This is a genomic window from Pseudomonas pergaminensis (assembly GCF_024112395.2).
Classification (GTDB): Bacteria; Pseudomonadota; Gammaproteobacteria; order Pseudomonadales; family Pseudomonadaceae; genus Aquipseudomonas; species Aquipseudomonas pergaminensis.
On sequence record NZ_CP078013.2, the window covers coordinates 3,652,457 to 3,674,447 of the forward strand.

The following is a 21,991-nucleotide window of genomic DNA, read 5'->3' on the forward strand; positions in this document are numbered from 1 at the left end:
GTTAGTGATAGGGTTCGGGCCCTCGCAATGACCTCGGAGGTCATGATCCCGCCATGGACACCCCTGCTACCGCCGGCGAACACCTGCGCCAACTGCGCAGGCACGCCAAGCTGAGCCAGCTCGACCTGGCCTTGATCACTGGCGTTTCCCAGCGTCACCTCAGTTGCATTGAAACCAGCCGGGCCAAGCCGAGCCCAGGGACCTTGCATAACCTGCTGACAGCGCTCGAAGCACCGCTAGATCGCTGCAACCAGGTGTTCCTCGCCGCTGGATACGCGCCGCGCTACAGCGCCACGCCGCTCGCCTCCCCCGCCATGGCCGCGATCCGCGAAGCGGTCAGCCATGTATTGCACACCAACAATCCAGCCCCGGCGATCCTGTTGGGCAGCCAATGGGAAGTGCTAGCGGCGAATGCCAGCACCGGCGTGCTGTTCGCACTGGTGGGCATAGCGCCGGATGCCGCCGACGGCGTGAACCTGCTGACCACGCTGCTGCAGCCCGGCGGCCTGGGCGATCACTTGATCAATGCCGAGGAGATCCGCACCCTGGCCTGGCAGCGCGCCACCCGTGAGGCGCTGGACAATCCTGGCTTGGCTACATTGCTGGCGAGCTTGCCCACACCGGCCAGCACCGAACCGCCTGAACAGTTGCCGCCGCTGGTGCTGACGCGCATTCGCTCCAGCCATGGCGAGCTGAGTTTTCTGTCCACCTTCACCACCTTCGGCATGCCCCAGGACATCACCCTCACCTCCCTGCGGATCGAACATCTGATTCCCGCCGACGAGGCCACCTGGCAGGTGATGCGTGGCGCCTACGCGAGTTATGCGGCGCTGGTTTTGTGAAATATCTGTACGTAGACTGCCGCCATACCCCCACTTGAAGGCGGCGAAAAAAACGTGATGCAAGTTACCGAAGTCTCCATTGCCCAGTTGCGCGCTGCGCTTGAATGCGGCCAGACCACGGCCGTTGAACTGGTCCAGGCCTACCTGGCGCGAATCGAGGCCTATGACGGCCCGCAGACCGCCACCGCCTTGAACGCCGTCGTGGTGCGCAACCCCGAAGCCCTGAAGGAAGCCGAGGCGTCCGATGCGCGTCGGGCCAAAGGCGAAACCTTGGGGCCCTTGGATGGCATTCCCTACACCGCCAAAGACAGCTACCTGGTCAAGGGCCTGACCGCCGCCTCCGGCAGCCCGGCATTTGCCAACCTGGTCGCCCAACGCGATGCGTTCACCATCGAGCGCCTGCGCGCCGGTGGCGCCATCTGCCTGGGCAAGACCAATATGCCGCCGATGGCCAATGGCGGCATGCAGCGTGGTGTGTATGGCCGCGCGGAAAGCCCGTATAACGCCGATTACCTAACCGCGCCCTTTGCCTCGGGCTCGTCCAACGGTGCCGGCACCGCCACGGCAGCGAGCTTTGCAGCGTTTGGCCTGGCCGAAGAAACCTGGTCGAGCGGCCGTGGCCCGGCGTCCAACAATGGCCTGTGCGCCTACACTCCGTCTCGCGGGGTAATTTCGGTGCGCGGCAACTGGCCGCTCACACCGACCATGGACGTGGTCGTGCCTTACGCCCGCACCATGGCCGACCTGCTGGAAATCCTCGACGTGGTGGTGGCCGAAGACCCGGACACCCGTGGCGACCTGTGGCGCCTGCAGCCCTGGGTGCCGATCCCGAGCGTCGCCTCGGTTCGCCCGGCGTCCTACGCTGAACTGGCCGTGAGTTCCGAATCCCTCGCCGGCAAGCGCTTTGGCGTGCCGCGCATGTACATCAATGCCGACCCCGACGCCGGCACCAGCGAAAAGCCGGGCATTGGCGGCCCGACCGGGCAGAAGATCAACACCCGCGCCAGCGTGATCGACCTGTGGGAAGACGCACGCCAAGCGTTGGTTGCGGCCGGTGCCGAAGTCATCGACGTGGACTTCCCACTGGTGTCCAACTGCGAAGGCGACCGCCCTGGCGCACCCACCGTGTTCACCCGTGGACTGGTGTCCAAGGAATTCCTGCACGATGAACTGTGGGAACTGTCGGCCTGGGCCTTTGATGACTTCCTGCGTGCCAACAATGACCCGGCCCTCAACCGCCTGGCGGATGTGGACGGCCCGAAAATCTTCCCCCACGATCCCGGCACCCTGCCCAACCGTGAGGACGACCTGGCCGCGGGCATGGACGAATACGTGCGCATGGCCGAACGCGGCATTACCCCGTGGAACGAGATCAGCACGGTCCCCGATGGCCTGCGCGGTTTGGAACAGACCCGCCGCATCGACCTGGAAGACTGGATGGACACGCTCGGTCTCGACGCCGTGCTGTTCCCGACCGTGGCTGACGTAGGCCCGGCGGATGCTGACGTGAATGAAGCGTCGGCTGACATCGCCTGGAGCAACGGCGTGTGGGTCGCCAACGGCAACCTCGCCATCCGCCACCTGGGCGTACCGACCGTCACCGTGCCGATGGGCGTGATGGCCGACATCGGCATGCCGGTGGGGCTGACGTTTGCCGGACGGGCGTATGACGATTCGGCATTGCTGCGCTTTGCTTCTGCCTATGAAGCCACCGGCAGCAAACGCCTGGTTCCACCGCGTACACCCCCGCTGACAGCTGACTAAACGCGGTCAAACATGTGGGAGCGGGCTTGCTCGCGAATACGGTCCTTCAGCCACAAATAGGCTGACTGATCCACCGCTTTCGCGAGCAAGCCCGCTCCCACATTTTCGCCTGTGTTTCAGATCAGGCGATGTGGGGCACGGTAATCAACAGGATTGCCGCGCCATGGGTCAATGTCGCCGCCAACACCCCGTAGCGCATGCGCACCAGCGCGCACGCCAACCCTTCGATCAAGGTAAACAGCAACACTGGCCAGCCCAGCTGAGTCACACTCAAGGCCAGGAACCCATGGCAGGCCGCGAAGGCCACGCCACTGCCCAGTGCCGCACGCAACGGCGTGACATGTTGCTCCAGATAGCCCTGCAAGAACCCGCGAAACTCAGTACCGCCATGCCTTGAGTAATCATCGATGGCTCAACCGTGCGCCACCGCAATCATATCGATCTCCACCGCCGCCGATTTCGGCAACTGCATCACGCCAATCGAGGTGCGCGTATGCACTCCGGCAGCGCCGAGAATTTCGTGCAGCAAGTCCGACGCGCCGTTGGCCACTTCACTCTGCTGGTCAAAATCCTCGGCACTGCGCACATACACGGTGATGCGCAGGATTGCCTTGACCTGGTCCAGCGAACCCAAGGCCTGCTTGAGCAAACCCAGGCAGCGCAATGCACTGATCCCGGCGGCGATTTGCGCCTGGGCCAAGGTCAAGGTGTCTCCGACCTTGCCCGGCAGCACGATGGCATCGCCGACCCGGGGAATCTGGCCGCTGATGTACAGGTGGTTGGCGTCCCGGACCAGTGGCGTGTAGTTGCCACCGACTTTGAATTCATCCAGCTGATAGCCGAGACGTTGCTGGGCGGCCTGGTATTTTTCGTCGGGTGTCATGGGCGTGAATCCTCGTTTCGGCGTTGCCACTCGTCCACCACGTCGCCCAGGGTCTTGGGCACCTCGTTGCGGATCCAGGCCATGAACGGCCGGTCGAATTTGAACCCTGGGCCGCAGTGTTCACGCATGAAGCGGCGGACGTTTTGAGTGTTTTTGTAGTGTGGGGTTACCGGAGTGGCGCGGGTGAGCGTGTCGCTGTGCCAGTCAAAATCCATTTTGTCTCTCGGGCAGTGTCAGGTTTCGGCAGTAGCATAGCGATGTGCTACTTGCACAGGAAGCGAGGCATGATTAGATCGACGTGTTGAGACATCGTATAAGTTTTCGTGTGCTTTATAACGCCTTAAAGCCTAATCTTTTCAACATATTTCGAAATTTCACTTTCCTTCCCCACTCGAAATATTGCATGGTTGTACGACGACTTAAGCTGTCGTGCCAGCCCCCAACAACAATAAGGAAACACCCATGCAAAACGTCAAAGTGCTGATCGGTTTTCTGTGCCTGTTCACCGGTTATGTCGCAGCCGCGCCTGCCCCTGCCGAAAAGGATGTGGCCCAAGCGGTCGACCAACTGACCCAAGCCATGCTTCACCTGGACCTCAAGCAGCTTCACGCGCTGACCGCCGACAAGCTCACCTACGGCCACTCCAGCGGCAAGGTGCAGAACAAAGATCAATTCATCGCTGACCTGGAAACCCACACCAGCGCGTTCAAGACCCTGGAAATGCAAAACCAGACCATCACCCTGCAAGGCGACACCGCACTGGTGCGCAACCACTTCCACGCCCTGGCGGTGAACAGCGGTGTCGAAGTGCCGACGGATATCGACAACTTCCAGGTGTGGCAGAAGCAGAAAGGCAAATGGCTGCTGATCGGGCGTCAGGCTTACAAGTACTGATGCCCAGCGGTGAGCCGCTGAAACCGGCTCACCACGCCACCACCTTGCGCACTTTCACCAATGCCTCATGCAGCGCCGGCATGGTCACCGAACCCAAGGCCAACCGCAACGCATGCGGGACATGTCCCGAGACGGCAAACGGCTCGGCGGTGGACACTGAAATATTGTCGCGCTGCAAGGTCATGGCGACCTGATCGGCCCGGGCGTCTTCCGCCAACGGCAGCCATAGAAAATACGACGAGGGATGGCTGATGGTGGTCAGCCCTTTGAACACCTGAGCGGCCAAAGCCTGGCGTGCCTGGGCGTCCTCGCGCTTTTGCGCCTCAAGCTGTGCCACGGTGCCATCCTCCAGCCATGCCACCGCCATGGCGCTCATCACGCCGGGTACATTCCAGGTGGTGGCCATGATGGTCCGCTCCAGCGTCTTTACCGATTCCATCGGCGCCGCGACAAACCCCACGCGTAGGCCCGTCGCCACGCTTTTTGACAGCCCACCCACATACACCGTGCGCTCCGGCGCCAGCGTCGCCACCGGGGGCGGTGGGTCTTCAACGAGGAACGCGTAAGCCGCGTCTTCAATGATCACCAGATTGTGCTGACGGGCGATGGACACCAGCCGTTCGCGTTGGGTCAGATCCATCACCCAACCGAGGGGATTGTGCAGGGTCGGCATGCTGTATACGGCGCGCACCGGGCGCTTGCGACAAAGGTTTTGCAAGGCTTCCAGGTCCGGGCCGGTCGGCGTCACCGGGATCGCGACAATTTCCAGGTGCAGGGTTTCGGCCAGTACCTTGAAGCCCGAGTAGGTCAGCGCATCCACCGCGATCACATCCCCGGGCTTGAGCAACGCCATCAGAGTGACCGCCAAGCCGTGTTGGGCGCCGCTGACCAGCAGCACCTGGTCGGCCTCCACGCTCAATCCTCGGCTGAGCAAATGCCGTGCGAATGCAGCACGCTCATGCTGGCGCCCGGCATGGGGCTGGTAACGCAGCAGGGCTTCGAGGTCGCCGGATAACGCTAACTGGCGCAACGCCGTGCGCAACAGGTCTGCCTGGCCCGGCAACGAGGGGTAATTGAAGTTGAGGTCGAGCATCCCCGCAGCCACCGTCATCTGCCCACTGCCCTGCCCCGGTGGCAGCGAGATTTCGCGCACAAAGGTGCCACGCCCGGTCTCACCACTGACCAGCCCCATGGCCTCCAACTCGGTATAGACCCGACTGGCAGTGACCAGCGCCAGACCCTGTTCGGCAGCCAACTGGCGGTGAGTCGGCAGGCGCGTACCGGGCGGCATCTTTCCGCTGCGGATGTCTGCGGCGAACCGGTCGACCAGGGATTTATAGCGGGCGCGGGGCATAGGGATGTATCCATGACAATTTTTTGATTGTCTTAATGCTCGCCCCTAGGATGGCTCGCATGCAACCCCCCTCTTTCTTCGGGCACACCCTCATGGAACGTACCTCTCGCCTCAACACCCTGGACACTGGCACCCAAGGCTGGATCAACGGCTTTATCGGCGTGGTGATTTTCAGCGGCTCATTGCCGGCCACGCGCCTGGCGGTGATGGAATTCGACCCGGTGTTCCTGACCATGATCCGCGCCGCCATCGCGGCCGTTTTGGGGGGAGTGCTGCTGTGGCTGTTCAAGGAGAAACGCCCCGCACGCCCTCAGTGGATGTCGCTGGCGGTCGTCGCCCTTGGCGTGGTGATCGGCTTCCCGCTGCTCACCGCCCTGGCGCTGCAATACGTGACCTCGGCCCACTCCATTGTGTTTATCGGCTTGCTGCCACTGGCCACTGCGGTCTTTGGCGTGCTGCGCGGCGGCGAACGCCCGCGCCCGGTGTTCTGGCTGTTCTCGGTGCTCGGCAGCGCGCTGGTGATGGGTTATGCCTTCGCCCAGGGCCTGAGCGCCGCGCCGGCCGGCGACGTGCTGATGCTGCTGGCGGTATTGGCCTGCGGCCTGGGTTATGCCGAAGGCGCCAAGCTGTCGCGCAGCCTCGGCGGCTGGCAGGTGATCTGTTGGGCGCTGGTGGTGTCGCTTCCCGTGGTGCTGCCCTTGAGCCTGGTGCTGGCGCCGAGAACCTTCACCGGCATCAGCCTGCCAGCCTGGCTGAGCCTAGGCTATGTGTCGCTGTTCAGCATGCTCATCGGCTTCGTGTTCTGGTACCGCGGCCTGGCCCAGGGTGGCATCGCCGCCGTCGGCCAGTTGCAGTTGCTGCAACCGTTTTTCGGCCTGGCGCTGGCGGCAGGCCTGCTGCATGAGCAGGTCAGCCTGGGCATGGTGCTGGTGACGGTCGCGGTGATCGGCTGCGTGGCCGGCGCAAAGAAGTTCGCCCGTTAACGCTGCGGAGCGACCATCTTGAACTTGATGTTGATGTCATTGGACACCACGCTGTTGCCGGCCCACTCGCCCTCGCCTATCTTGAAATCGCCGCGCTTGAGGATGAACTCACCGTCGAACACACCAATGCCGCCCTGTTCCTTGAGCACCACGTCAACGTCCACCGGGCGCGTGGTGCCCTTGATGGTCAGGTGGCCGCTGATCATGTAGCGGTTGTCCCCCAGGGCCTTGACGCCGGTGGATTCGTACACGCCCACCGGGTAGGTCGCGGTATCGAACCAGGACGCGCGCTGCAGTTCGTCGTTGGCGTCCGGGCTGCCGGCGTCGATGCTGGCAAGCTGGATCTTGAGCAACGCATGCCCGGCTTCCGGCTGCTGCGTGTCGAAGTTCAAGGTGCCCTCGAAGTCGCTGAAGGTGCCGTATACGCGCTGCCCCAATTGCTGGTAGGTAAAGCTGATCTGGCTGGCGGTGCGGTTGACGTCCTTGTACTCCACCGCTTGTGCGCTGGCGCCATAGGCAAGGATCAAGGCCAGTACCGCGACCGGGGACATTCGTCGTTTCATGCAGCGCTCCGCTAGAGGTAAGGACACAGGGCGACACCAGGGATTTATTCCCATCCGGCGCCTGTCCTGCTAAACAGAGTAGTCGCACACGCACCTATAAGGACTCTGCATGCACGCCCCTTCACTCCAGGATATTACCGCGCCGGAAGGCATTTGCTACGGCTGCGGCGGCAGCAACCCCCACGGCTTGCATATCAAGAGCCGTTGGGACGCGGACGGCATCCACCTCGTCGCCGAGCACCTGCCCGAAGCCCAATACAGCGGCTGGCCCGACCTGGTCTACGGCGGCCTGATCGCCATGTTGGTGGACTGCCATTCCAACTGGACCGCCATGGCCTACCACTACCGCGCCGAACAGCGCGAACCCGGCAGCCTGCCGCGCATCGACTGCGTCACCGGCAACCTGGGCATCAAATTCATCAAGCCGACGCCCATGGGCGTCACCCTCACCCTGCGCGCACGGGTCGAGGGCGATGTGGGGCGCAAGACCCGCGTGATCTGCGAGGTACACGCCGGTGACGTGCTCACCGCAGTGGGTGATTCGATCTTCGTGCGTGTCGACACCGGCCAACTGGCCGCCGCCGCCCATGGCCGTGAGGGCTGATCCTGGTCTACATTGACTGCCACCGCTAATCGAGGACTGCACCGATGACTCGTCTGACCGCGAAAGACTTTGCCCCCGAACTGCTGGAACTCTATGACGGCTACGCCCACGGCAAGATCAACCGCCGCGAATTTCTCGACCGCGCGGCGCTGTTCACCTTTGGTGGCCTCACCGCCTCCGCCCTGCTGGCGGCGCTGAGCCCCAACTACGCGCTGGCCGAACAGGTGAAATTCACCGACCCGGACATCGTCGCCGACTACATCACCTACCCCTCGCCCACAGGCAACGGCACCGTGCGCGGCTATCTCGTGCGCCCGGCCAAGGCCACAGGCAAATTGCCCGCAGTGGTGGTGGTTCACGAAAACCGCGGCCTCAACCCTTATATCGAAGACGTCGCCCGACGCCTGGCCAAGGCCGGCTTCATCGCCCTGGCGCCCGACGGCCTGACCTCGGTCGGCGGCTACCCCGGCAACGATGAAAAAGGCGTGGAACTGCAGCAGAAGGTCGACCCGACCAAGCTGATGAACGACTTCTTCGCCGCCATCGAATGGCTGATGCACCACGACAGCAGCACCGGCAAAGTCGGCATCACCGGCTTCTGCTACGGCGGTGGCGTGACCAATGCGGCCGCCGTGGCATACCCGGAACTGGGCGCAGCGGTGTCGTTCTATGGGCGCCAGCCAGAGGCCAAGGATGTGGCGCGAATCAAGGCGCCGATCATGCTGCACTACGGTGAGTTGGACACGCGGATCAATGAAGGCTGGCCGGCTTACGAGAAAGCGTTGAAGGCAGCCGGCACTCCCTATGAAGCGTATATCTACAAGGGCGCCAACCACGGCTTCCATAATGATTCGACGCCGCGTTATGACGAAGCGGCGGCGAATCTGGCGTGGGAGAGGACGCTGGGATGGTTCCGCAAATACCTCGTCTAGGGCAGAGTGCGGCCCGGTCGGGTACTGGATCACAACCGGCTCGGTCGTACATGCATTTCGCAAATGTCTGCTTGCTCATCCAGCCAGTGCCTTCATGCTCCACGTTTTTATAAAAGGAGCGCTTGAAAATGCCCTGTGAAACCTGCCAAAGGCTGGGTGAGTCTGTTACATGGCTTGACTTCGGAATTAAAATCACCCGTTTGCCCGTCATACCGTTGTGCCCGAAGGAGCAAGATCTCTATCGGTTTTTTGTCGAGAGTCACCTGGTATGGAAGGTGGACCATTTAGACGCCTACGGTCAGTTCTGGCTGTGCGTGCAATATGATGAACAGCGATATGAGCTGCTTACACCGCTTCCGGGCACCTATGAAAAAATCCTCTGCGACCCGCCCTATCCGGTGCCTAGGCATTGACGGTGTCGCGCAACCAGCCCTTGAATGCCAACATCGCCGAGGTCTCAGCCCGCGATTGCAGGCGGGTCAGCCAGTAGCTGCCGGTGGTAATGCCGACATCGAACGGTTGGCGGATGACGTCGCTCTCCAGTTGCCGCGAGAACATCATCGCCGGTGCCAACGCTACGCCCATGCCTTGCAAGGCTGCCTCCATCATCGCCAACGAAGAATCGAACACGATGCTGCGTGGCACCAGGGTATCGGCGGGCAACCCGGCGGCCTGGAACCACAGGCTCCACTCATCGGCGCGGTAGGAGCGCAACAAGGTGTGCTTCAACAGGTCGGCGGGTGCCTGCAGTTGCTCGGCGAGTTGTGGCACGCAGAGCACCGTCAGCGGCGCCTCCAGCAGTTCGCAGGCGTCCGTGCCGTGCCAGGCACCTGCGCCAAAGCGGATCGCATAGTCCAGGCCCTCGGCGGCAACGTCGACGCGGTTGTTGTGGGTGGAAAGGCGCAGGTCGATAAAGGGATAACGGCGTTGGAAGTCCGCCAGACGCGGCAGCAACCAGCCGACCGCGAAGGTGCCGACCGCCCCCACGGTGAGGACCTCGCGGTAGTGCCCCCCCTCAAACTGGCCGAGCGTATGGGCGATGCGGTCGAAGGACTCACGCAACACCGGCAATAAGGTTTCCCCTTCGCGCGTCAGCATAAGGCCCCGTGGCAGGCGCTTGAATAATGTGAGATTAAGTTGCGCCTCCAGGCTTTTCACCTGGTGGCTGACCGCCGCCTGGGTCACGCACAACTCGATGGCCGCCCGGGTAAAGCTCAGGTGGCGGGCGGAAGCCTCGAATGCGCGCAGGGCATTGAGGGGCAAATGTGAACGCAGCATGCTCTACCCTAGATTTTCTAATGGCAGCTGCAAGATATCATCGTTTGTCGAGGGCGGTGAATCCCACTAGATTTGCGACGCCTGCGCAGGCTCAAATCGTCAGTGCACCCTCTACATGGAAGCGAGTCACCATGAACACCAGCGTACGAAATTTCCTGTTTTCAGCCCTTTTTATCGGCTCCGGAACCTGCACGGCCGCCACCGACCTGCGCAAGGTCGTGGACAGTAGCGTCGAGCCCCTGATGCAGCAGCAAGGCATCGCCGGCCTGTCAGTGGCCGTCGTAGACAAAGGCAAGGTGCAATACTTTAACTACGGAATCGCCAACAAGGACAACCAGCAACCCGTTACCCAAGACACATTGTTCGAGATCGGCTCGGTCAGCAAAACCTTTACCGCCACCCTGGGCGGCTACGCCGAGGCCAATAACAAGCTGAAGCTTTCGGACAAGGCCAGCCAGCATCTTGCAGCACTCAAGGGCAGCGCCTTTGACCGCATCAGCCTGCTGCAACTCGCCACCTACACCCCCGGCGGCCTGCCATTGCAGTTCCCGGACGCCGCTGACAGTGCCAACACCATGCTCGGCTATTTTCAGCATTGGAAACCCACCTACGCTCCGGGTGAGCAGCGTCTTTACTCCAACCCGAGCATTGGTCTGTTCGGCTACCTCAGCGCACAAAGCCTGGGCCAGCCGTTCGACAAGGCCATGGAAAAAACCCTGCTGCCCAAGTTGGGCCTGAACAACACCTACGTCAGCGTGCCTGCCGACAAAGCCGGCGCCTACGCCCAAGGCTATGACAAGGACCACAAACCTGTCCGCGTCGGCCCTGGCGCGCTGGACAGTGAGGCCTACGGCATCAAGACCAGTACTCAGGACCTGGCGCACTACGTGATAGTGAACATGCACCCACAAACCCTGGAGAAGCCGCTGCAACAGGCCATCGCTACCACACACACCGGTTACTACAAGGTCAACGGTATGACCCAGGGCCTGGGCTGGGAGTACTACCCTTACCCGATCAAGCTGCAAGCGCTGATAGAGGGCGACTCCACGCCAATGGCAATGGAGCCGCACAAGGTGAAGTGGCTGAGTCCAGCCCAGGTGCAACCGGCAAACGTGCTGTACAACAAAACCGGCTCGACCCGTGGCTTTGGTGCCTACGTGGCGTACGTGCCAAGCAAGGATATCGGCGTGGTGATTCTAGCCAACAAGAACTACCCGAACGCGGAACGAGTGAAAGTGGCCCATGCGATCTTGAGTGCGTTGGACCACTAAGCACAGGCACAGATCAAATGTGGGAGCCGGGTTTGCCCGGCTCCCACAGGGTGTTGCGGGGTTGCAACTACATGCCGAGCCAGTGCGGCAGCGCCAGAGAGATAAACGGCAGGTAGGTGACCATGATCAGGAACACCAACAGAATCATCAGCCACGGCAGCGCCGCCCGAATGGTCTGCCCCAGCGTCAACCCGGTCACCGCCGAGGTCACGAACAGGTTCAATCCTACTGGCGGATGCACCAGGCCGATCTCCATGTTCACGACCATCACGATCCCCAGGTGAATCGGATCGATGCCCAGTTTCATCGCAATCGGGAAGAAGATCGGCGCCAGGATCAACACGATGGCGGACGGTTCCATGAAGCTCCCCGCCACCAGCAGCACCACGTTGACCATGATCAGGAAACCAATCGGCGTCAGCCCTTCAGAGATCACCCACGCGGTGATTTCCTGGGGGATCTGCTCGGTGGTCAGCACATGGGCAAAGAGCATGGCGTTGGCGATGATAAACATCAGCATGATCGCCAGGCGCCCGGACTCCAGCAGCACCTTGGGGCAATCGCGCAGCTTCATGTCCTTGTAGACGAACAGCGCGACAAACGCCGAGTACACCGCCGCCACCGCTGCCGCTTCGGTCGGGGTGAACATGCCGCTGTAGATGCCGCCGAGGATGATCACCAGCAATAACAGGCCCCAGAAGGCGCGGCGTGCGCAGGTCAGCCACTCGCGAAAGGTCGCCCGTGGCTGGGCCGGCAGCTTCTTGATGCGCGCGACGATGTAGATCGCGATCATCAACATCAGCCCCAGCAGCAAGCCCGGAATCACGCCGGCCATGAACAGCTTGCCCACCGACGTTTCCGTCGCGGCCGAGTACACCACCATCACAATCGACGGCGGAATCAGGATGCCCAGCGTACCCGCGTTACAGATGATTCCGGCGCCGAACTCTTTCGGGTAACCGGAACGCACCATGCCCGCCACGGCAATCGAGCCCACCGCCGCCACCGTCGCCGGTGACGACCCCGACAATGCCGCAAACAGCATGCACGCCAGCACCGCCGCAATCGCCAGGCCACCGCGAATATGCCCGACACAGGCGTTGGCGAAGTCGATCAGGCGTTGCGCCACGCCACCGGTGGTCATGAACGCGCCGGACAGCAGGAAAAACGGAATCGCCAAAAAGGTGTAGGCGTCAGAGGTCTCGAACAGCTTGATCGCCAGGGAGCTCACCGAGTCCTGGCTGAACATCAGGATCGACACCGCGCCGGACAGGCCCAGGGAAATCGCGATGGGCACGCCCAGGAACATAAACACGAATAACAGCAAAAACAGACAGAGCACGGCCATCAGTGACGCTCCTCATGGCTGCCGGCCAACTTGCTGGCCTCACCGGCCTCGTCGGCCAGCCCCAACCCGACCTGACGGTGGGTAAAGATGCGGTAGAAAATTTCCAGGTAGCGGATAAACACCATGGCGAAACCGATGGGCACGATGATCACGATATCGCCCACATCAACGCCGTACTGATCGAGGTCTTCGGCGCCGATATGCGCGCCCATCACCGCACTCACCCACTTGTAGCTGGCGACCATGAACAGCCCGGCGTAGGCCAGGCAGCACAGGCACGCGAGCATGCCGAGCACGCGCTGCACCGGGCGCTTGGTCAGCTTGACCAGTGCGTCCACGCCAAGGTGGCCGGCGGTGCGCACACCGTAGGAAATACCGAAGAAAATCAGCCAACCGAACATGGCCTTGGTCAGCGCCACGCTCCAGGTCATGTCCTGGGCCCAGGTCATGGTGTGATCGCCCAGGGCATTGAAGAAGTTGCTGCTGAAGGCCCACTTGTCGGCCAGGGCAAAGAACAGCGTGTAGATGTTGTTGAGCATGACGTAGACGAATGTCACCAGGGTCATGGCGGCCAGCAGGAAGGCGATAAAACCTTCCTCCAGGTGCTCCCAGACGCGCCTTAGCGTTTGCATGGCAAAACCTCGCGAAACTGGACGGGGGTATTCACAACAAGTCACTGACGAAACCGGATCAATGTGGGAGCTGGCTTGCCTGCGATGCGGGCAACTCGGTCTTTCAGGAACACCGAGGTGGTGCCATCGCGGGCAAGCCCGCTCCCACAGGCGTCGGGTTTGTTTCAGCAATCAATTACTGGTTGGAGGCGTCTGCCGCCTTGATCAGGTCAGCGCCGATTTCGCCCTCGAACTTCTGCCACACCGGGCGCATGGCTTCGCGCCACAGCTGGCGTTGCTCCGGGGTCAGTTCGATGATTTCGCTGGTCTTGGCGTCGACGATCTTCTGCTTGGCCGACTGGTTCAGCGCCTCGGCCTGTTTGTTCACCTCGACGGTGACCTCGACCATGATCTGGTCCAGGGTGGTGCGGATATCCGGTGGCAGGCCGTTCCAGAACTTGGCGTTAGTGATCACCATGTAGTCGATCAGGCCATGGTTGGACTCGGTGAAGTACTTCTGCACCTCGTTGACCTTCTGGCTTTCATAGTTCGACCAGGTGTTCTCGGTGCCGTTGACGGTGCCGGTCTGCAGGCCTTGGTAGACCTCGGCAAAGCTCATCTTGCGTGGGTTGGCACGGATCGCCTTGAACTGCTCTTCGAGCACGCTGGAAGCCTGCACGCGGAACTTCAGGCCACGGGCGTCCTTGGGTTCATGCAGTGCCTTGTTCGACGAGAGTTGCTTGAGGCCGTTGTGCCAATAGGCCAGGCCAAGGATGTTCTTGTCCTGCATCGACGTCAGCAGGTCTTTGCCCTGGGCGGCCTGGAAGCGGTCGACGGCGGCCAGGTCGTTGAACAGGAACGGCAGGTCATAGATCTGCACTTGCTTGGTGTATTGCTCGAACTTGGCCAGGGACGGTGCCAGCATCTGCACATCGCCCAGCAGCAGCGCTTCCATTTCCTTGCCGTCGCCGAACAGCGACGAGTTCGGGTACACCTCGACCTTGACCTTGCCCGGCAGGCGTTCCTCGGCGAGCTTTTTGAACAGCAGCGCGCCCTGGCCCTTGGGGGTGTTTTCGGCGACGACGTGGGCGAACTTGATGACAATCGGGTCCGCCGCCTGGGCCAGGCCTGCGGCAAATAAGGTGGCGGCGCACAGCAGCGCCCGTGAAAACTTGAGCATGGAAAATCACCTTCTTATTGTTGTGTTGTAGGGCAAGGTGCCTGATGTCGCGCGTGTAGTGAATTTCGATTTTTTGATACCTGCGTTCGGTCTGGACGAACGCCAATCTGAGCTACAACAGCGATCCAATGTGGGAGCGGGCTTGCTCGCGAATGCGGAGCGTCAGTCAATTTATAGGTACCTGATAGACCGCATTCGCGAGCAAGCCCGCTCCCACATTCTTTATTCGGTTTCTCCAGCTAGATAGAGGCGGCCAACAGCCGCTGTGCGCGCAGCAACACCGGCGCATCCACCATCTGCCCATCGATCTGGTAGGCCCCTGCCCCATGGGCGCCGGCGTCTACCACGCGTTGGGCCCAGGCCAGGTCCGCAGCGCTCGGTGCCAGCGCTTCATGGATCACCGCCACCTGCTTGGGATGGATACACAGGGCCCCCGCAAAGCCCATTTCATAGGCATGCCGGATCGAACGGCGCAGGCCCTCGGGGTCGTCGATGGCCGGGTGTACGCCGTCCAAGGGTGCGACCAGGCCCGCCGCGCGGGAATGCACGATCAGCGCCAGGCGTGCCTGGTCCAGGGCGAACTGGGCGGCCGGGGAGTTGCTGCTCAGGTTCAGGTCCAGCGCCAGGTCCAGCCCACCGAACGACAGGCGCTGCACCTGCGGCGCCTGGGCGATTTCGGCCACGGCCAACAAGCCGCGCGCGCTCTCGATGATCGGCCAGATCACTTTGCCACTAGCCGCCACCAACGCGACCTGGGCCGCGCTCTCGACCTTGGGCAGCAATACCCCCGCTACGTTCGAGTGGGCTTTGCAGAACGCCACATCCGCGAAATGCTCGGCATGCTCCGGCGCATTGATGCGCACCCACACCTGGGCGCTGGGGTTGGCCGTCAGGAACGCCCCAAGGTTGTCCCGCGCCTGGCGCTTGAGCGGTTCTTCAACCGCGTCTTCAAAATCCACGATCACTGCGTCGGCGCCACTGGCCAAGGCTTTGGAGAATCGCTCCGGTCGGCTACCGGGCACAAACAGCGCAGAGCGCACAAGAGGGTTTGGCATCACACAATTCCTTATTGTCACACCCGATGCAGGAGCTGGCTTGCCAGCGATGAGGCCCTTGAAATCAGTGCATGCTCAAGGCCGCCATCGCCGGCAAGCCGGTTCCTACAACGGGGTGCGGGGTCAGATAACGCCGCGGGTTTTCAGGTTCTCGATGGCTTCGGCGCTGAAGCCGAGACGGTCGAGAATGGCTTGGCTGTGCTGCCCCAACGCGGGCACGGCGTCCATGCGCGGGGTAAAGGCGGCATTGCGGGCCGGTGGCAGCAGTGACGGCAACGGCCCCGCCGGGCTATCGACTTCGCGCCAGCTGTCGCGGGCCTTGAGTTGCGGGTGGTCCCACACGCCTTGCATATCGTTGACACGCGCACTGGCGATCTGTGCGTCCTCCAGGCGCTGGATCACCGCTTCGGCGTCAAGCTGGGCAAAGCTGTCGACGATGATCTGGCGCAGCACCTCGCGGTTGGCCGAGCGTTTGAAGTTGGCGGAGAAACGCTCATCCGTCGCCAATGCCGGCGTGAGCAGCACCTTGTCGCAGAATGCCGCCCACTCGCGCTCGTTTTGCAGGCCCAGCATCACCGTGCCGCCGTCGCCGGTGGGAAACGGCCCATAGGGATAAATCGTCGAATGCGCAGCCCCGGCACGCGGTGGCTGGGGGGCGCCGTCGAACGCGTAGTACATCGGGTAGCCCATCCACTCCACCAGGCTTTCCAGCATGCTCACGTCGATGCGGCTGCCCTTGCCCGTCTTGCCACGCAACAGCAGCGCCGAGAGGATGCCGCTGTAGGCGTACATGCCCGCCGAGATGTCGGCGATGGAACAACCGGCCTTGGCCATCTGGTCTTCGCCGGGGCCGCCGGTCACCGAGAGAAAACCGCCCTCGCTCTGGATCAGCAGGTCGTAGGCCTTCTTTTTCTCGTAGGGCCCGCCTTCGCCGTAACCGGAGATATCGCAAACGATCAGGCGCGGAAAGCGCGCATGCAACGCCTCGAACGACAGGCCCATGCGGGCCGCGGCACCCGGCGCCAGGTTCTGCACCAGCACATCGGCGTCCGCCAGCAGGGTGTCGAGAATATCGCCCGCCGCGTCTTGCTTGAGGTCAAGCGTGAGGCTTTCCTTGGAGCGGTTGGTCCACACGAAATGCGAAGCAAGGCCGCGCACGCGCTCGTCGTAGCCACGGGCAAAGTCGCCGGCACCCGGGCGCTCGACCTTGATCACTCGGGCGCCCAGGTCCGCCAACTGACGGGTGCAGAATGGCGCGGCAATCGCGTGTTCCAGGCTGACAACGGTGATGCCGTCCAACGGTCGTTGATGAGTCATGACAGTTCCTTAAAGCCAGCCGGCCATGGACGCGGCGTTGCGCAAGTCCCAGACCTTTTCGATCAATCCTTCGGCCTGGGCCGAGGTGCGTGCGCCGCTGAACCGGGTGAGACGCTGGAATTTATCCGCCAATTCTTCGCGGCTCAGGGTGTTGCCCGGATCGCCCTTGGGCTCGTCGATGGCGCCGTGCAGCGTGCGGCCATCGAGGGTGGTGACGGTGACGCGGCCAAGCCAGCGTTGTGGGTAGGCGCGGTCGACGTCGGGGTCGAGGGTCATGCTGACCTTGTCGCGAAAGCGCGAGACGGCCGGGTCGGTCAGTGCCTGCTCATGAAATTCCGTGAGCCCGGCCTTGCCATGCACAGCGATCAGGCCCAGCACCGTGCCCATGGAAAATTTGGCCTGGTGCACACTGGTCGGCACGGTCACCCGCCCCAGCACATCGATGGCGCCCTGGTGCACGCGCGTTTCCACCTGGGCGATGTCGGCAGCGGCAAGGCCTTCGCGTTGCATCAGATCCAACAACGCATCGGCGGCAGGATGGGTGTGGCGGCACGAAGCGTGGAACTTGAATGAGGTTTCCAGCAGCGCCCAGCGGCTGCCGAGGTCGGCAGACAACCGGCTCGGCTCGGCATCACTGGACATGCCTGCCGCCAAGCCCTGGTCGCCTTCAAGGATATTGCGCGCGCCGGTCAGCCCATCCGCCGTCAGGTAAGCGGCGAGCAAACCATCTGCTGCAGCCTTGGCCGTGTGCAGTTGCTTGGAGTCGGCGGCGTCGCGCAAGAACTCCCACAGCCCGGCGGCCTGGGTGCCGGCGCTGCCGAGCAGGTTGATGAACTGCTCTTCGTTGAAATCCAGCAACTTGCCCACGGCAACCGCCGCCGCCAACGTGCCAACGGTCGCGGTGGTGTGAAAGATGCGGTAGTGGGAGCGGCCCATGAATTCGCCGATACGGATACCGGCCTCATAGCCGGCCACCGAAGCCAGCAGCAAATCGCGACCGGATCTGCCGAGGTCCTGAGCCGCCGCCAGCGCCGCTGGAAACACCACGGTCGCCGGGTGCAATACGGAGCTGTTGTGCAGGTCATCCTGCTCCACCAAGTGGGACGAAGCGCCGTTGACCAGCGCGGCAAAATACGCGCTGGTGCTGGCGCCATTGACGATCACCTGCGCTGGGCCGCTGCTCGGGCCCATCTTCTGTGCATAGCGTTCGAACAATGGAATCGGGTGCGCGCTTTGGCTCGCCAGCGCCGACGCCAGCCAATCCAGATACAGGTCTTCGGTGCGCGCCAGCACCTCTTCAGGCAGTTGCGTGTCGTTCAACTCGGCAAGGAACCGACACAAGGCTTGGGTATGGCTCATGGTCGCGCCCTCAGAAGCTGCGTGGCAGTTCGAGCAAATGCTCGGCCACGTAGGACAGGATCAGGTTGGTGGAGATCGGCGCCACTTGGTACAGGCGCGTCTCGCGGAATTTGCGCTCCACGTCATATTCACAGGCAAACCCGAAGCCGCCGTGGGTTTGCAGGCAGGCATTGGCCGCCTCCCAGGACGCCTTGGCGGCCAGGTATTTGGCCATGTTCGCGCTCGCGCCGGCATTCTTGCCGCTGTCGTATTCCTCGCAGGCGCGCCAGCGCATCAGGTCCGCCGCCTCGATCTCGATATGTGCTTCGGCAATCGGGAACTGCACGCCCTGGTTCTGTCCGATGGGTCGGCCAAACACCACGCGGTCGCGGGCATAGGCGCTGGCCTTTTCAATGAACCAGCGACCGTCGCCGATGCATTCGGCGGCGATCAGCGTGCGTTCGGCGTTGAGGCCATCGAGGATATATTTGAAGCCCTTGCCTTCCTCGCCGATCAGGCTGTCCAACGGCAACTCCAGGTTGTCGAAGAACAGCTCGTTGGTCTCGTGGTTGACCATGTTGGCGATGGGCTGCACGGTCAGGCCGTTGCCGATGGCTTCGCGCAGGTCCACCAGGAAAATCGACATGCCTTCGGACTTTTTTTTCACCTCGGCCAGTGGCGTGGTGCGCGCCAGCAGGATCATCAAGTCGGAATGCTGCACCCGCGAGATCCAGACTTTCTGGCCGTTGATCACGTATTTGTCGCCACGTTTGATCGCGGTGGTCTTGATCTTGGTGGTGTCGGTGCCGGTGGTGGGCTCGGTCACGCCCATGGACTGCAGGCGCAATTCGCCGCTGGCGAGCTTGGGCAGGTAGAAGCTTTTCTGCGCTTCGCTGCCATGGCGCAGCAAAGTGAACATGTTGTACATCTGGCCATGCACGGTGCCGGAGTTGCCACCGCAACGGTTCACTTCTTCGAGGATCACCGAGGCCTCGGCCAGGCCCAGGCCGGAGCCGCCGTACGCTTCGGGGATCATCGCCGACAGCCAGCCGGCGTCAGTCAGCGCCTTGACGAAGGCTTCGGGAAAGCCTTTCTCTTCATCGATCTTGCGCCAGTAGGCTGCATCGAATTCTGCGCACAAGGCGCGCACGCCTTCGCGGATGGCATTGAGTTCTTCATTGTCATTGGGGTTCATGTAACGGCTCTCCGCCTGTTGTTCTTGGATTATTCGAAATGCACGTGGGCTTGCTGCGCCAGGCCATCGGCGTTGCCGGCCCACAGTTGTGCCACGCCGTCTTCCGTCACGCGGCCGCCCAATTCAAAGGGTTGCGGCGCAATCAACGGGCGCACGCCGCGGTAGGCGAAACGGCGCAAGGTGGCGTCGGGGTGGGCACGGCAAAATGCGCGCAGGCTCAGAGTGGCGATCAGCGGGCCGTGCACCACCAGGCCTGAATAGCCTTCGGTGCCGGTCACATAGGGGTAGTCGTAGTGAATGCGGTGACCGTTGAAAGTCACGGCGCTGTAGCGAAACAGCAGGGTTGACGTGGGCTCCACCGTTTCTCGCCATTCGCCCGGCTCCAGCGCCTCACCACTGCCTGGCTTGGGCGGTGTGGGTTCGCGGTAGACGATGTCCTGTTCTTCACGGATCGCCAGGCGGCCATCCTGGGAGTAGTCGTGGCGCACGGTGACGAACAGCAGCGAGCCGGTGCGCCCGGTCTTTTCTTCCACTTGGGTAATGGTCGACACGCGGGTTGCCGCCTCACCGGCACGCAGCGCATGAATGAACTCAATACGCCCGCCGGCCCACATGCGATTGCGGTTGTCGGCCGGCGGCAGGAAGCCGCCACGGGCCGGGTGACCGTCGGTGCCCAGGGCGGCTTCCGGCAGCGGGTCCTGGAAGAAACACCACTGCCACAGCGGCGGTATAGCCGCGCCATCCGCGGGCACTGCCTCGCCGAAGGTGGCAGCGATGCGTTTGAGCAGGTTATGGCTGAGGTGGTCGTGGGCGGTCTCGCTTCGGCCGATCCAATCGGTGGCGCTCATCGGGTGCAGGTCCTCGGGCAGTGAGTGTCTGCCCCGGATCATGCAAGCGCGTGCACGTTCTGAGAATTTGCATTTCAATAAACCAGCGTTCGGTTATGCTGAACGCCGTCCTCTATTACAACCCTATTCCCTGGAGCTGGGTTGCCCGCGATAGCGGTGTTGCAAGATGACCGCTATCGCCGGCAAGCCGGCTCCCACAGGTCTTAAGAACGTCTGGGAGTCTTGCATGCACTTCGATCTGGCCGACCTGCGCCTGTTTATCCATATCGCCGAATCCCCCAGCCTGACCCAGGGCGCCAAGCGCGCGTTCCTCTCGCCGGCCGCCGCCAGTGCGCGAATCAAGGCCCTCGAAGGCCAGCTCGACACGCGCCTGCTGTACCGCGACAGCCGTGGCGTGGAAATCACCCCGGCCGGCGAGCGCTTGCTGCACCATGCGCGGCTGATCATGCGCCAGGTCGACTACCTCAAGAGCGAATTCACCCAGTACGGCGTGGACTCGGCCGGGCACATCCGCATCTTCGCCAACACCACAGCGGTCACCGAATTCTTGCCCGAAGTGCTGGCGGGGTTCCTGTCGCAACGGCCCGGCGTGACCGTCGACCTGCAGGAGCGCCTGTCCCGCGACATCGTACGCGGCGTGCTCGATGGCACCAGCGACATGGGCATTATTGCCGGGCCTGTGGAAGCGGCGGGTTTGCAGGTGCTGCATTTCAGCACGGATGAATTGGTGTTGATGGTGCCGGTCGGCCACCCGCTGGCGGAGCAAGCCTCGGTGACCCTGGAACAGACCCTCGCCTACCAGCATATCGGCCTGCATGAAGGCAGCACCTTGCTGAGCTTCTTGCGCGAACACGTCGAGCGGCTGGGCAAGCATTTGTCTCTGCGTATCCAGGTCTCGAGCTTCGAGGCGATTTGCCGGATGGTCGAGGCCGGCGTGGGCATTGGCATCATTCCGGAGTCCGCCGCTGTGCGCCACAGTCGCACCATGCAATTGGTCGCGGTCAAGCTCGATGAACCCTGGGCGATTCGCGAACGCAGCATCCTGGTGCGGGAGCTGGAGGCGTTGCCCGGCACCATTCGTGCGTTGATCGCCACGTTGATGCCGCAAAGCGCCTAAGCTGATCAGTCACCTTACCAAAGGAGTCAGCCCATGCAGCTTGAAGGTTCCTGCCATTGCGGCGCCGTGACGTTCAGCCTCGACAGCGCCCACCCCTACCCGTACCAGCGTTGCTACTGCTCGATCTGTCGCAAGACCCAGGGCGGTGGCGGTTATGCGATCAACCTCGCCGGCGATACCCAAAGCCTGAAGGTGCGCGGGCGCAAACTCATTTCGATCTACCACGCCAGGCTCAAGCCCGAAGGCGCCAGCCGTGCCCATGCAAGCACTGCCGAACGGCACTTCTGTTCGCAATGCGGCAGCGCCTTGTGGTTGTTCAGCCCGGAGTGGCCGGAGTTGATCCACCCGTTTGCCTCGGCCATCGACACGCCGTTGCCGGTGCCGCCGGAGCATACGCACCTGATGCTGGGGTCGAAGGCGCCGTGGGTGGAGGTCACGGTGCGCAAGGGTGACCTGCAGTTCGAGGAGTACCCTGAAGAGTCGATCGCCCAATGGCATGAACGTAACGGCCTGACCCGTTAACAGTCTTTGACAGTTTCTCGACAAAGCTGCCAAAGACCGCTGGGCGTTGCGCCCCTAGCATTCGAGCATCCAAACCACCTGCCGGGTGC

At 62.5% G+C, this 21,991-nt stretch carries 22 protein-coding genes and 1 pseudogene; 9 read left to right on the forward strand and 14 right to left on the reverse strand.

The genetic code is table 11. The features are described 5' to 3' along the window. Nucleotides 1-53: 53 nt before the first annotated feature. Nucleotides 54-842, forward strand: coding sequence for a helix-turn-helix domain-containing protein (locus KUA23_RS16475; protein WP_252992437.1), 789 nt, complete (start codon nucleotides 54-56; stop codon nucleotides 840-842). A 54-nt stretch (nucleotides 843-896) separates the two neighbouring features. Continuing rightward, a complete protein-coding gene (locus tag KUA23_RS16480; protein ID WP_252992438.1) occupies nucleotides 897-2,606 on the forward strand; it encodes an amidase in 1,710 nt (569 codons plus the stop codon). 121 nt (nucleotides 2,607-2,727) lie between these two features. Here the strand turns inward: KUA23_RS16480 and KUA23_RS16485 are convergent. From KUA23_RS16485 to KUA23_RS16495, 3 genes and pseudogenes are all read right to left on the reverse strand, one after another. Further along, nucleotides 2,728-2,982 (reverse strand): annotated as a pseudogene (locus tag KUA23_RS16485) (CPBP family glutamic-type intramembrane protease); the annotation flags it as partial. Between the two features lie 36 nt (nucleotides 2,983-3,018). Continuing rightward, nucleotides 3,019-3,489: a RidA family protein gene (locus tag KUA23_RS16490; RefSeq protein ID WP_078048700.1), complete on the reverse strand. Its 471-nt coding sequence runs from the start codon at nucleotides 3,487-3,489 to the stop codon at nucleotides 3,019-3,021. Continuing rightward, entirely contained in the window at nucleotides 3,486-3,704 is a 219-nt protein-coding gene (locus KUA23_RS16495) for a DUF6434 domain-containing protein (protein ID WP_078048701.1), read from the reverse strand. Before KUA23_RS16495 ends, KUA23_RS16490 begins: the two co-directional genes overlap by 4 nt. Nucleotides 3,705-3,951: 247 nt before the next feature. Between KUA23_RS16495 and KUA23_RS16500 the strand changes: the two genes are divergently transcribed. After that, nucleotides 3,952-4,383: a nuclear transport factor 2 family protein gene (locus tag KUA23_RS16500; protein ID WP_016979456.1), complete on the forward strand. Its 432-nt coding sequence runs from the start codon at nucleotides 3,952-3,954 to the stop codon at nucleotides 4,381-4,383. 28 nt (nucleotides 4,384-4,411) lie between these two features. On the opposite strand, the gene KUA23_RS16505 is transcribed toward KUA23_RS16500, so the two are convergent. Further along, a complete protein-coding gene (locus tag KUA23_RS16505; RefSeq protein WP_252992439.1) occupies nucleotides 4,412-5,737 on the reverse strand; it encodes an aminotransferase-like domain-containing protein in 1,326 nt (441 codons plus the stop codon). A gap of 92 nt (nucleotides 5,738-5,829) precedes the next feature. On the opposite strand from KUA23_RS16505, the gene KUA23_RS16510 reads away from it, so the two are divergent. After that, entirely contained in the window at nucleotides 5,830-6,720 is an 891-nt protein-coding gene (locus KUA23_RS16510) for a DMT family transporter (RefSeq protein WP_252994291.1), read from the forward strand. Here the strand turns inward: KUA23_RS16510 and KUA23_RS16515 are convergent. Beyond that, nucleotides 6,717-7,283 carry a YceI family protein gene (locus KUA23_RS16515; protein ID WP_223204456.1) on the reverse strand — a complete coding sequence of 189 codons (567 nt, stop codon included), beginning with the start codon at nucleotides 7,281-7,283 and terminating at the stop codon, nucleotides 6,717-6,719. The genes KUA23_RS16510 and KUA23_RS16515 overlap by 4 nt on opposite strands. Nucleotides 7,284-7,392: 109 nt before the next feature. Between KUA23_RS16515 and KUA23_RS16520 the strand changes: the two genes are divergently transcribed. Next, complete coding sequence (locus KUA23_RS16520) at nucleotides 7,393-7,887, forward strand: PaaI family thioesterase (protein ID WP_252992440.1); 495 nt, start codon at nucleotides 7,393-7,395, stop codon at nucleotides 7,885-7,887. Between the two features lie 44 nt (nucleotides 7,888-7,931). Then, nucleotides 7,932-8,819 (forward strand): YghX family hydrolase, encoded by an 888-nt coding sequence (gene yghX, locus KUA23_RS16525; RefSeq protein WP_078048715.1) that lies wholly within the window; start codon nucleotides 7,932-7,934, stop codon nucleotides 8,817-8,819. 402 nt (nucleotides 8,820-9,221) lie between these two features. On the opposite strand, the gene KUA23_RS16530 is transcribed toward yghX, so the two are convergent. Continuing rightward, entirely contained in the window at nucleotides 9,222-10,097 is an 876-nt protein-coding gene (locus KUA23_RS16530; RefSeq protein ID WP_346356341.1) for a LysR family transcriptional regulator, read from the reverse strand. Between the two features lie 131 nt (nucleotides 10,098-10,228). Here KUA23_RS16530 and ampC point away from each other — a divergent pair, with 131 nt between their 5' ends. After that, the gene (ampC, locus tag KUA23_RS16535; protein ID WP_252992441.1) at nucleotides 10,229-11,371 is read left to right on the forward strand and encodes a class C beta-lactamase; all 1,143 of its coding nucleotides are present in this window, start codon (nucleotides 10,229-10,231) and stop codon (nucleotides 11,369-11,371) included. A gap of 67 nt (nucleotides 11,372-11,438) precedes the next feature. Here the strand turns inward: ampC and dctM are convergent, their stop codons facing one another. From dctM to KUA23_RS16575, 8 genes are all read right to left on the reverse strand, one after another. Further along, entirely contained in the window at nucleotides 11,439-12,719 is a 1,281-nt protein-coding gene (gene dctM / locus KUA23_RS16540; protein WP_058424079.1) for a C4-dicarboxylate TRAP transporter large permease protein DctM, read from the reverse strand. Then, nucleotides 12,719-13,351, reverse strand: coding sequence for a TRAP transporter small permease (locus KUA23_RS16545; RefSeq protein ID WP_078048719.1), 633 nt, complete (start codon nucleotides 13,349-13,351; stop codon nucleotides 12,719-12,721). Before KUA23_RS16545 ends, dctM begins: the two co-directional genes overlap by 1 nt. Before the next feature lie 175 nt (nucleotides 13,352-13,526). Continuing rightward, nucleotides 13,527-14,510, reverse strand: a complete 984-nt coding sequence (locus KUA23_RS16550; RefSeq protein WP_078048720.1) for a TRAP transporter substrate-binding protein — start codon at nucleotides 14,508-14,510, stop codon at nucleotides 13,527-13,529. Nucleotides 14,511-14,749: 239 nt separating this feature from the next. Next, nucleotides 14,750-15,565 carry an HpcH/HpaI aldolase/citrate lyase family protein gene (locus tag KUA23_RS16555; RefSeq protein ID WP_099492257.1) on the reverse strand — a complete coding sequence of 272 codons (816 nt, stop codon included), beginning with the start codon at nucleotides 15,563-15,565 and terminating at the stop codon, nucleotides 14,750-14,752. 123 nt (nucleotides 15,566-15,688) lie between these two features. Next, nucleotides 15,689-16,882 carry a CaiB/BaiF CoA transferase family protein gene (locus KUA23_RS16560; protein ID WP_252992442.1) on the reverse strand — a complete coding sequence of 398 codons (1,194 nt, stop codon included), beginning with the start codon at nucleotides 16,880-16,882 and terminating at the stop codon, nucleotides 15,689-15,691. A gap of 9 nt (nucleotides 16,883-16,891) precedes the next feature. Further along, a complete protein-coding gene (locus KUA23_RS16565; protein WP_252992443.1) occupies nucleotides 16,892-18,241 on the reverse strand; it encodes an MmgE/PrpD family protein in 1,350 nt (449 codons plus the stop codon). 10 nt (nucleotides 18,242-18,251) lie between these two features. Beyond that, nucleotides 18,252-19,415: an acyl-CoA dehydrogenase family protein gene (locus KUA23_RS16570; RefSeq protein WP_078048724.1), complete on the reverse strand. Its 1,164-nt coding sequence runs from the start codon at nucleotides 19,413-19,415 to the stop codon at nucleotides 18,252-18,254. 29 nt (nucleotides 19,416-19,444) lie between these two features. After that, nucleotides 19,445-20,263 carry an HTD2 family dehydratase gene (locus tag KUA23_RS16575; RefSeq protein ID WP_252992444.1) on the reverse strand — a complete coding sequence of 273 codons (819 nt, stop codon included), beginning with the start codon at nucleotides 20,261-20,263 and terminating at the stop codon, nucleotides 19,445-19,447. A 226-nt stretch (nucleotides 20,264-20,489) separates the two neighbouring features. Between KUA23_RS16575 and KUA23_RS16580 the strand changes: the two genes are divergently transcribed. Together KUA23_RS16580 and KUA23_RS16585 are read left to right on the forward strand one after the other, a co-directional pair. Next, nucleotides 20,490-21,380, forward strand: a complete 891-nt coding sequence (locus KUA23_RS16580) for a LysR family transcriptional regulator (RefSeq protein WP_078048726.1) — start codon at nucleotides 20,490-20,492, stop codon at nucleotides 21,378-21,380. A 33-nt stretch (nucleotides 21,381-21,413) separates the two neighbouring features. Next, nucleotides 21,414-21,902, forward strand: coding sequence for a GFA family protein (locus KUA23_RS16585; RefSeq protein WP_252992445.1), 489 nt, complete (start codon nucleotides 21,414-21,416; stop codon nucleotides 21,900-21,902). The last annotated feature ends 89 nt before the right edge of the window (nucleotides 21,903-21,991 follow it).